Origin of the sequence: Pseudomonas sp. 58 R 12 (assembly GCF_900005865.1) — a bacterium.
In the GTDB taxonomy this organism is placed as follows: Bacteria; Pseudomonadota; Gammaproteobacteria; order Pseudomonadales; family Pseudomonadaceae; genus Aquipseudomonas; species Aquipseudomonas tritici.
Genome location: NZ_CVTP01000016.1, coordinates 752,895 through 763,805 on the forward strand (window position 1 = coordinate 752,895; position 10,911 = coordinate 763,805).

4 protein-coding genes, 2 tRNA genes and 3 rRNA genes are annotated in these 10,911 nt (G+C 53.9%); 7 read left to right on the plus strand and 2 right to left on the minus strand.

All coding sequences use genetic code 11. The features are described 5' to 3' along the window. Positions 1-11 precede the first annotated feature (11 nt). Both BFP95_RS12820 and BFP95_RS12825 read right to left on the minus strand, forming a co-directional pair. On the minus strand, positions 12-1,133 hold the full coding sequence (locus BFP95_RS12820; protein ID WP_049710711.1) for a Re/Si-specific NAD(P)(+) transhydrogenase subunit alpha: 1,122 nt from the start codon (positions 1,131-1,133) through the stop codon (positions 12-14). A 452-nt stretch (positions 1,134-1,585) separates the two neighbouring features. After that, on the minus strand, positions 1,586-2,485 hold the full coding sequence (locus BFP95_RS12825) for a LysR family transcriptional regulator (protein WP_065891252.1): 900 nt from the start codon (positions 2,483-2,485) through the stop codon (positions 1,586-1,588). 157 nt (positions 2,486-2,642) lie between these two features. On the opposite strand from BFP95_RS12825, the gene BFP95_RS12830 reads away from it, so the two are divergent. The 7 genes from BFP95_RS12830 to rrf all read left to right on the plus strand — a co-directional run bounded on the left by BFP95_RS12830 (position 2,643) and on the right by rrf (position 10,902). Beyond that, on the plus strand, positions 2,643-3,824 hold the full coding sequence (locus BFP95_RS12830) for an acyl-CoA dehydrogenase (RefSeq protein ID WP_065875664.1): 1,182 nt from the start codon (positions 2,643-2,645) through the stop codon (positions 3,822-3,824). A 12-nt stretch (positions 3,825-3,836) separates the two neighbouring features. After that, positions 3,837-5,057: a CaiB/BaiF CoA transferase family protein gene (locus tag BFP95_RS12835; RefSeq protein WP_065875665.1), complete on the plus strand. Its 1,221-nt coding sequence runs from the start codon at positions 3,837-3,839 to the stop codon at positions 5,055-5,057. Between the two features lie 630 nt (positions 5,058-5,687). Continuing rightward, positions 5,688-7,224: ribosomal RNA gene (locus tag BFP95_RS12840) — 16S ribosomal RNA — on the plus strand. 82 nt (positions 7,225-7,306) lie between these two features. Next, positions 7,307-7,383 (plus strand) — tRNA-Ile (locus tag BFP95_RS12845). 30 nt (positions 7,384-7,413) lie between these two features. Continuing rightward, positions 7,414-7,489: transfer RNA gene (locus BFP95_RS12850), tRNA-Ala, on the plus strand. A 249-nt stretch (positions 7,490-7,738) separates the two neighbouring features. Next, positions 7,739-10,630 (plus strand): 23S ribosomal RNA (locus BFP95_RS12855). A 156-nt stretch (positions 10,631-10,786) separates the two neighbouring features. Next, a 5S ribosomal RNA gene (rrf, locus tag BFP95_RS12860) occupies positions 10,787-10,902 on the plus strand. Together the 16S, 23S and 5S rRNA genes with 2 tRNA genes alongside form the textbook arrangement of a ribosomal RNA operon. Positions 10,903-10,911: the final 9 nt, after the last annotated feature.

Here is a 10,911-nt window from a genome sequence, read left to right on the forward strand (position 1 = left end):
TGAATCCCTGCTTAGGCGTTTTTGCGGATGACTTGGCCGTCGCGGCACATCAGGCACGCGGCGACGATGTCGTCTTCGAGGTTGAGTTCAAACTGCCCTTCCTTGTTGAAGACCAGCTTCAGGAAGTCCAGCAGGTTGCGTGCATATAAAGCCGACGCATCGGCGGCTACGGCACCGGCCAGATTAGTCGGGCCGCAAATGATCACGCCGTTCTGCACTACCACTTGATCGGCGACGGTCAGCGGGCAGTTGCCGCCCTGGGCTGCGGCGAGGTCGATGACCACCGAGCCAGGCTTCATTTGCGCGACGGTCTCGGCGCTCAGCAGCGTCGGTGCCTTGCGGCCAGGAATCAATGCAGTGGTGATGACGATGTCGGCCTGCTTGGCGCGCTCGTGCACGGCCAGGGCCTGGCGCTGCATCCAGCTGGTAGGCATTGGACGGGCGTAACCACCGACACCGACGGCGCATTCGCGCTCTTCATCGGTTTCGTAGGGCACGTCGACGAACTTCGCGCCGAGGGACTCAATCTGCTCCTTCACGGCCGGGCGTACGTCAGACGCTTCGATCACCGCACCCAGACGTTTCGCCGTGGCGATGGCCTGCAAGCCCGCCACGCCAGCGCCGAGGATCAGCACGCGCGCCGCTTTTACGGTGCCTGCGGCGGTCATCAGCATCGGCATGAAGCGCGGATAGTGATGAGCGGCGAGCAGCACAGCTTTATAGCCGGCGATGTTGGCTTGGGAAGACAGCACGTCGAGGCTCTGGGCTCGGGAGGTGCGCGGCGCGGCTTCCAGTGCGAAGGCGGTGATGCCACGCTCGGCAAGCTTGGCGATAGTTTCGTTGCTGAACGGATTGAGCATGCCCACCAACACGGTGCCGCTTTTGATCAGCTCAAGTTCACTGTCGCTGGGGGCCACTACCTTGAGAATAAGCTCGGCGCCAAACGCATCGCTGGCACTGCCAATGGTTGCGCCTGCCGTTTCATAGGCACTGTCGGGGACGCTGGCGTTGATGCCTGCTCCGCTTTGAACAGTGACCTTGTGGCCCTGGCCGATCAGCTTCTTGATGGTTTCCGGGGTGGCAGCCACCCGCGTTTCACCGGTCTGGGTTTCGAGAGGAACACCAATGTGCACGTCAAATCTCCTGCATGATCTTTTTGCTTTTGATCTTTTTGTAAAAAGGCCAGTGCACCGCGAGTGGCGCAGCTGGGGCGGCCGATCAGCACGATCCCGCTGAAATGACAGCGGGGCGCGGCATTTTGCAGGCGAACTTTACGGCCTTCAAGGGATTATGACGTGTGACGAAAAATTAACTACAAGTCACCCTGTGACTGATTGTCGCAACAAGCCGAAATAAACGCTTCTAATACATGGAGTTAAAGCGCTTCAGGCGTTTTTGCGGTGTTTTGCAATGGTTTGTGTGAATAGTCGCCTATTGGCTTGTAATAGTCGCTACAAGCCATGTAGGTCATGGCTTTTAGCCTGATTTTTGATTGACAGATACAGTCTGTTGAAATGCGACATATATGTACATCTGTAGGATCGAAAATTAATTGACTACATAGTCAGTAATTCAGCTTTAGCCTTTAGATACTAGGGCTGTAGCGCTGTGATTGGTCGATTAACCAGTCTCTGAATGCGTGCAGGGAGGCAGATTCTACTTTTCTCTCAGGAATCATCAGGTAGTAAGCCTTTGAGCTGGTCAGTGTCTCGGGGTTTGCAATCACCAGGTGGCCCTCCTCCAGCTCGCGCTGGATGAGGAACGGCGGGATCAGCGCGATTCCCATGTCATGCATGGCTGCCTGGGACAACATCGAGAATAGCTCGTAACGGGGGCCTGTCATGTCGCGGGGGATGTTCAGCTGTTGGGCACTGAACCACTGGCGCCACGCGTAGGGTCGAGTGGTCTGCTGCAGGAGCGGCAGCTCTGCAATCTCCTGAGCGCTGAGCTGCGTGCGGCTAGCCAAAAGTCGTGGGCTGCACACGGGGACAGGGTTCTCACCCATCAGTCGATGGGATTCAGTGCCGGACCAGTCGGCATCGCCGAAGTAGATGGCGGCGTCGAATTCGGTATCGGCAAACAGAAAGGGACGCGTGCGGTTGGTCAGGTTGACGGTGACTTCCGGGTGCTGGCGTTGAAAGTCCTTAAGGCGAGGTATTAACCATTGAGTGCCAAACGTCGGGACCACGGCCAGCTCAATGACGTTGGCGCCCTGCTGTCCCATTACCGAAAGCGTATCGCGCTCCACTGCGTCTAACTGTGTGGCAACGCGACGGCTGTAGGAAAGCCCTGCTTCCGTCAGCTTGACCCCGCGCCGTGAGCGCCGAAACAGCTCGACACTCAAAAACTCCTCAAGGCTGGCGATCTGTCGACAGATGGCGCCTTGAGTGATCGAAAGCTCGTGCGCGGCCTTGGTGAAGCTTTCGTGGCGGGCTGCTGCTTCAAAACTGACCAAGGCGGTGGTGCTGGGAATTTTTCTGCGCATATACCGTGTCCTCACTCATAAAGCGCTGATGGGCCGTTCTTAACCGTTACGAAGTGAGAAATTAGCACAACCCTATGCGGAAACCTCGTTTGCCCTGTGCGCCTGGCGGGCCTAGGCTCATTCCACGACTTCCGATTTTCTCCGCGAGGACTTATTCATGGCTGGTAAGGCAAGCTTCAACTGGATTGATCCACTGCTGCTGGATCAACAGCTCACCGAAGAAGAGCGCATGGTGCGCGACAGTGCTGAGCAATTCGCCCAGGACAAGTTGGCACCGCGTGTGCTCGAAGCCTTTCGCCATGAAAAGACCGATACGGCGATTTTTCGCGAGATGGGTGAGACCGGGCTGCTCGGCGCAATGATTCCGGAGCAGTACGGTGGCAGCGGTTTGAACTACGTCTGCTATGGGTTGATTGCGCGTGAGGTGGAGCGTGTCGACTCGGGCTACCGTTCGATGATGAGTGTGCAGTCGTCACTGGTGATGGTGCCTATCAACGAGTTTGGCACTGAGGCGCAGAAACAAAAGTACCTGCCGAAGTTGGCCTCTGGCGAATGGATTGGCTGTTTTGGCCTGACAGAGCCTGACCATGGTTCCGACCCGGGCGCGATGATTACCCGTGCGCGCAAGGTAGACGGCGGCTACAGCCTGACCGGCGCGAAGATGTGGATCACCAATAGCCCGATCGCGGATGTATTTGTGGTCTGGGGCAAGGACGATGCCGGTGACATCCGTGGTTTTGTCTTGGAGAAAGGCTGGAAAGGTCTGAGCGCCCCGGCGATTCACGGCAAGGTCGGGCTGCGCGCCTCCATTACGGGTGAAATCGTCATGGATAACGTATTCGTGCCCGAAGAGAACATTTTCCCGGATGTGCGTGGCTTGAAGGGGCCTTTCACCTGCCTCAACTCTGCACGTTATGGCATCTCCTGGGGGGCTTTGGGTGCCGCAGAATTCTGCTGGCACACCGCTCGCCAATACACTCTGGATCGTCAGCAGTTCGGTCGTCCATTGGCGGCGACTCAATTGATCCAGAAGAAACTGGCCGATATGCAGACCGAGATCACTCTAGCCCTGCAAGGCTGCCTGCGTTTGGGTCGTATGAAGGATGAAGGCACTGCAGCGGTCGAGATTACTTCAATCATGAAGCGCAACTCGTGTGGCAAGTCCCTGGATATCGCGCGTATGGCGCGGGATATGTTAGGTGGCAACGGTATTTCCGATGAGTTCGGGGTGGCGCGCCATTTGGTCAACCTCGAGGTGGTGAACACCTACGAAGGCACCCATGACGTGCATGCCCTGATCTTGGGGCGTGCGCAAACCGGTCTTCAGGCGTTCTATTAACAGGAGCACGGCATGGGCGCGCTTTCGCATCTGCGGGTACTGGATTTATCGCGAGTACTGGCGGGTCCCTGGTCCGGGCAAATCCTGGCGGACCTTGGGGCAGAGGTAATTAAGGTCGAACGGCCTGGCAATGGCGACGACACGCGTGCGTGGGGACCGCCCTTCCTTAAAGATGCCTATGGCGAGAACACCAGTGAGGCGGCGTATTACCTGTCGGCCAATCGCAATAAGCAGTCCGTGACTATCGACTTCACGCGGCCGGAGGGCCAGGCACTGGTGCGCGACTTGGCGGCCAAGTCGGACATCCTCATCGAGAACTTCAAGGTGGGTGGTCTTGCGGCGTATGGGCTGGATTATGAGTCGCTCAAGGAGATCAATCCGGAGTTGATCTACTGCTCGATTACCGGCTTTGGTCAGACGGGGCCTTATGCGGCGCGTGCTGGCTATGACTTCATGATCCAGGGGTTGGGCGGGCTTATGAGTCTGACCGGCAGGCCGGAGGGTGATGACGGGGCTGGGCCGGTGAAGGTGGGCGTGGCACTGACTGACATTCTTACGGGGCTTTATTCGACCGTAGCGATACTGGCGGCGCTGGCGCATCGGGGGCATGACGGTGGCGGGCAACATATTGATATGGCGTTGCTGGATGTGCAGGTGGCTTGCCTGGCTAACCAGGCGATGAATTACCTGACAACTGGGGAGGCGCCTAAGCGCTTGGGCAATGCTCACCCGAATATTGTGCCTTATCAGGATTTTCCCACGGCCGATGGTGACTTTATCCTGACGGTGGGTAATGACGGACAGTTTCGTAAGTTTGCTGAGGTGGCTGGGCAGCCTCAGTGGGCGGATGATCCGCGTTTCTCTACTAATAAGGTGCGAGTGGCCAATCGCGCGGAGCTGATTCCGTTGATTCGCCAAGCTACGGTGTTTAAGACGACGGCTGAGTGGGTGTCACAGTTGGAGCAGGTGGGTGTGCCTTGCGGGCCTATCAATGACCTGGCCCAAGTGTTTGCCGATCCACAGGTCAAGGCGCGCGGGTTGGCGATAGCGTTGCCCCATGCGCTGGCGGGGATGGTGCCCCAGGTTGCCAGTCCGATACGGTTGTCCAAGACCCCTGTGGAGTACCGGAGTGCGCCTCCTCTATTAGGGGAGCATACGGCGAAAGTGCTGCAGGATGTGCTGGGATTGGGTGTGGCCAACGTAGCTGTCTTGAAAGGGTTGGGTGTTATCTGAGTCTTCTCTTCTATATAGAGGGCGTTATCGTAGCTTTTCTGGTGGTTTTTTAATCAATCCTAACTAATTGATATAAAAAGCAAAATTAAGGGTTGACGGCAGATTCTGGAAGTCTATAATTCGCCCCACTTCCGGCGCAGTCGAAACGGAAAACTCCTTGGTAAACAAAGAGTTATGCGTGATTCGACAGCGAGTTGCTTCAGTTGATCGAAGCCCAGAAGGAGTTGGTAGAGCAGTGTTGTTTCGCTCTATTAACGTTTCGATCTTCTCGGTCGAAAGCGGAGAAAAAGAGGTGTTGACAGCAGCGTGTAACGCTGTAGAATTCGCCTCCCGCTAACGAGAGATCGGAAGCGCAAGTGGTTGAAGTTGTTGAAGAATTCTTCGAAAACTTCTGAAAATAATCACTTGACAGCAAATGAGGCTGCTGTAGAATGCGCGCCTCGGTTGAGACGAAAGATCTTAACCAACCGCTCTTTAACAACTGAATCAAGCAATTCGTGTGGGTGCTTGTGGAGTCAGACTGATAGTCAACAAGATTATCAGCATCACAAGTTACTCCGCGAGAAATCAAAGATGTAACCAACGATTGCTGAGCCAAGTTTAGGGTTTCTTAAAAACCCAAAGATGTTTGAACTGAAGAGTTTGATCATGGCTCAGATTGAACGCTGGCGGCAGGCCTAACACATGCAAGTCGAGCGGTAGAGAGAAGCTTGCTTCTCTTGAGAGCGGCGGACGGGTGAGTAATGCCTAGGAATCTGCCTGGTAGTGGGGGATAACGTTCGGAAACGGACGCTAATACCGCATACGTCCTACGGGAGAAAGCAGGGGACCTTCGGGCCTTGCGCTATCAGATGAGCCTAGGTCGGATTAGCTAGTTGGTGAGGTAATGGCTCACCAAGGCGACGATCCGTAACTGGTCTGAGAGGATGATCAGTCACACTGGAACTGAGACACGGTCCAGACTCCTACGGGAGGCAGCAGTGGGGAATATTGGACAATGGGCGAAAGCCTGATCCAGCCATGCCGCGTGTGTGAAGAAGGTCTTCGGATTGTAAAGCACTTTAAGTTGGGAGGAAGGGCAGTTACCTAATACGTGATTGTTTTGACGTTACCGACAGAATAAGCACCGGCTAACTCTGTGCCAGCAGCCGCGGTAATACAGAGGGTGCAAGCGTTAATCGGAATTACTGGGCGTAAAGCGCGCGTAGGTGGTTTGTTAAGTTGGATGTGAAATCCCCGGGCTCAACCTGGGAACTGCATTCAAAACTGACTGACTAGAGTATGGTAGAGGGTGGTGGAATTTCCTGTGTAGCGGTGAAATGCGTAGATATAGGAAGGAACACCAGTGGCGAAGGCGACCACCTGGACTAATACTGACACTGAGGTGCGAAAGCGTGGGGAGCAAACAGGATTAGATACCCTGGTAGTCCACGCCGTAAACGATGTCAACTAGCCGTTGGAAGCCTTGAGCTTTTAGTGGCGCAGCTAACGCATTAAGTTGACCGCCTGGGGAGTACGGCCGCAAGGTTAAAACTCAAATGAATTGACGGGGGCCCGCACAAGCGGTGGAGCATGTGGTTTAATTCGAAGCAACGCGAAGAACCTTACCAGGCCTTGACATCCAATGAACTTTCTAGAGATAGATTGGTGCCTTCGGGAACATTGAGACAGGTGCTGCATGGCTGTCGTCAGCTCGTGTCGTGAGATGTTGGGTTAAGTCCCGTAACGAGCGCAACCCTTGTCCTTAGTTACCAGCACATAATGGTGGGCACTCTAAGGAGACTGCCGGTGACAAACCGGAGGAAGGTGGGGATGACGTCAAGTCATCATGGCCCTTACGGCCTGGGCTACACACGTGCTACAATGGTCGGTACAGAGGGTTGCCAAGCCGCGAGGTGGAGCTAATCCCAGAAAACCGATCGTAGTCCGGATCGCAGTCTGCAACTCGACTGCGTGAAGTCGGAATCGCTAGTAATCGCGAATCAGAATGTCGCGGTGAATACGTTCCCGGGCCTTGTACACACCGCCCGTCACACCATGGGAGTGGGTTGCACCAGAAGTAGCTAGTCTAACCTTCGGGAGGACGGTTACCACGGTGTGATTCATGACTGGGGTGAAGTCGTAACAAGGTAGCCGTAGGGGAACCTGCGGCTGGATCACCTCCTTAATCGACGACATCAGCTGCTCCATAAGTTCCCACACGAATTGCTTGATTCATTGAAGAAGACGATAAGAAGCAGCCCGAAATTGGGTCTGTAGCTCAGTTGGTTAGAGCGCACCCCTGATAAGGGTGAGGTCGGCAGTTCGAATCTGCCCAGACCCACCAATTTTGTGTGGGAAACGCCTGTAGAAATACGGGGCCATAGCTCAGCTGGGAGAGCGCCTGCCTTGCACGCAGGAGGTCAACGGTTCGATCCCGTTTGGCTCCACCACTACTGCTTCTACGTTATGAAAGCTTAGAAATGAGCATTCCATCGTTATGATGGTGAATGTTGATTTCTAGTCTTTGATTAGATCGTTCTTTAAAAATTTGGGTATGTGATAGAAAGATAGACTGAACGTTACTTTCACTGGTAACGGATCAGGCTAAGGTAAAATTTGTGAGTTACTCAGTTTTGAGTATTATCGAATTTTCGGCGAATGTTGTCTTCACAGTATAACCAGATTGCTTGGGGTTATATGGTCAAGTGAAGAAGCGCATACGGTGGATGCCTTGGCAGTCAGAGGCGATGAAAGACGTGGTAGCCTGCGAAAAGCTTCGGGGAGTCGGCAAACAGACTTTGATCCGGAGATGTCTGAATGGGGGAACCCAGCCATCATAAGATGGTTACCTTACACTGAATACATAGGTGTATGGAGCGAACCAGGGGAACTGAAACATCTAAGTACCCTGAGGAAAAGAAATCAACCGAGATTCCCTTAGTAGTGGCGAGCGAACGGGGACTAGCCCTTAAGTGGCTTTGAGATTAGCGGAACGCTCTGGAAAGTGCGGCCATAGTGGGTGATAGCCCTGTACGCGAAAATCTCTTAGTCATGAAATCGAGTAGGACGGAGCACGAGAAACTTTGTCTGAATATGGGGGGACCATCCTCCAAGGCTAAATACTACTGACTGACCGATAGTGAACTAGTACCGTGAGGGAAAGGCGAAAAGAACCCCGGAGAGGGGAGTGAAATAGATCCTGAAACCGTATGCGTACAAGCAGTGGGAGCCCACTTTGTTGGGTGACTGCGTACCTTTTGTATAATGGGTCAGCGACTTATTTTCAGTGGCGAGCTTAACCGAATAGGGGAGGCGTAGCGAAAGCGAGTCTTAATAGGGCGTCTAGTCGCTGGGAATAGACCCGAAACCGGGCGATCTATCCATGGGCAGGTTGAAGGTTGGGTAACACTAACTGGAGGACCGAACCGACTACCGTTGAAAAGTTAGCGGATGACCTGTGGATCGGAGTGAAAGGCTAATCAAGCTCGGAGATAGCTGGTTCTCCTCGAAAGCTATTTAGGTAGCGCCTCATGTATCACTGTAGGGGGTAGAGCACTGTTTCGGCTAGGGGGTCATCCCGACTTACCAAACCGATGCAAACTCCGAATACCTACAAGTGCCGAGCATGGGAGACACACGGCGGGTGCTAACGTCCGTCGTGAAAAGGGAAACAACCCAGACCGTCAGCTAAGGTCCCAAAGTTATGGTTAAGTGGGAAACGATGTGGGAAGGCTTAGACAGCTAGGAGGTTGGCTTAGAAGCAGCCACCCTTTAAAGAAAGCGTAATAGCTCACTAGTCGAGTCGGCCTGCGCGGAAGATGTAACGGGGCTCAAACCATACACCGAAGCTACGGGTATCACGTAAGTGATGCGGTAGAGGAGCGTTCTGTAAGCCTGTGAAGGTGAGTTGAGAAGCTTGCTGGAGGTATCAGAAGTGCGAATGCTGACATGAGTAACGACAATGGGTGTGAAAAACACCCACGCCGAAAGACCAAGGTTTCCTGCGCAACGTTAATCGACGCAGGGTTAGTCGGTCCCTAAGGCGAGGCTGAAAAGCGTAGTCGATGGAAAACAGGTTAATATTCCTGTACTTCTGGTTATTGCGATGGAGGGACGGAGAAGGCTAGGCCAGCTTGGCGTTGGTTGTCCAAGTTTAAGGTGGTAGGCTGAGATCTTAGGTAAATCCGGGATCTTAAGGCCGAGAGCTGATGACGAGCTAACTTTTAGTTAGCGAAGTGGTTGATGCCATGCTTCCAAGAAAAGCTTCTAAGCTTCAGGTAACCAGGAACCGTACCCCAAACCGACACAGGTGGTTGGGTAGAGAATACCAAGGCGCTTGAGAGAACTCGGGTGAAGGAACTAGGCAAAATGGCACCGTAACTTCGGGAGAAGGTGCGCCGGTGAGGGTGAAGGACTTGCTCCGTAAGCTCATGCCGGTCGAAGATACCAGGCCGCTGCGACTGTTTATTAAAAACACAGCACTCTGCAAACACGAAAGTGGACGTATAGGGTGTGACGCCTGCCCGGTGCCGGAAGGTTAATTGATGGGGTTAGCTAACGCGAAGCTCTTGATCGAAGCCCCGGTAAACGGCGGCCGTAACTATAACGGTCCTAAGGTAGCGAAATTCCTTGTCGGGTAAGTTCCGACCTGCACGAATGGCGTAACGATGGCGGCGCTGTCTCCACCCGAGACTCAGTGAAATTGAAATCGCTGTGAAGATGCAGTGTATCCGCGGCTAGACGGAAAGACCCCGTGAACCTTTACTATAGCTTTGCACTGGACTTTGAATTTGCTTGTGTAGGATAGGTGGGAGGCTTTGAAGCGTGGACGCCAGTCTGCGTGGAGCCAACCTTGAAATACCACCCTGGCAACTTTGAGGTTCTAACTCAGGTCCGTTATCCGGATCGAGGACAGTGTATGGTGGGTAGTTTGACTGGGGCGGTCTCCTCCTAAAGAGTAACGGAGGAGTACGAAGGTGCGCTCAGACCGGTCGGAAATCGGTCGTAGAGTATAAAGGCAAAAGCGCGCTTGACTGCGAGACAGACACGTCGAGCAGGTACGAAAGTAGGTCTTAGTGATCCGGTGGTTCTGTATGGAAGGGCCATCGCTCAACGGATAAAAGGTACTCCGGGGATAACAGGCTGATACCGCCCAAGAGTTCATATCGACGGCGGTGTTTGGCACCTCGATGTCGGCTCATCACATCCTGGGGCTGAAGCCGGTCCCAAGGGTATGGCTGTTCGCCATTTAAAGTGGTACGCGAGCTGGGTTTAGAACGTCGTGAGACAGTTCGGTCCCTATCTGCCGTGGACGTTTGAGATTTGAGAGGGGCTGCTCCTAGTACGAGAGGACCGGAGTGGACGAACCTCTGGTGTTCCGGTTGTCACGCCAGTGGCATTGCCGGGTAGCTATGTTCGGAATAGATAACCGCTGAAAGCATCTAAGCGGGAAACTAGCCTCAAGATGAGATCTCACTGGGACCTTGAGTCCCCTGAAGGGCCGTCGAAGACTACGACGTTGATAGGTTGGGTGTGTAAGCGCTGTGAGGCGTTGAGCTAACCAATACTAATTGCCCGTGAGGCTTGACCATATAACACCCAAGCAATTTGACTACTCTAACGAGCATCAGATTGCGGTGTGTGAAGACGATAGAACCGAAAGTTCGATCTCACGAAAACACCGAAAGCTGTCACATACCCAATTTGCTGAAGCGAGGCCATCTGGCCACGACTCAGTACCCGAATTTCTTGACGACCATAGAGCATTGGAACCACCTGATCCCATCCCGAACTCAGTAGTGAAACGATGCATCGCCGATGGTAGTGTGGGGTTTCCCCATGTGAGAGTAGGTCATCGTCAAGATTAAATTCC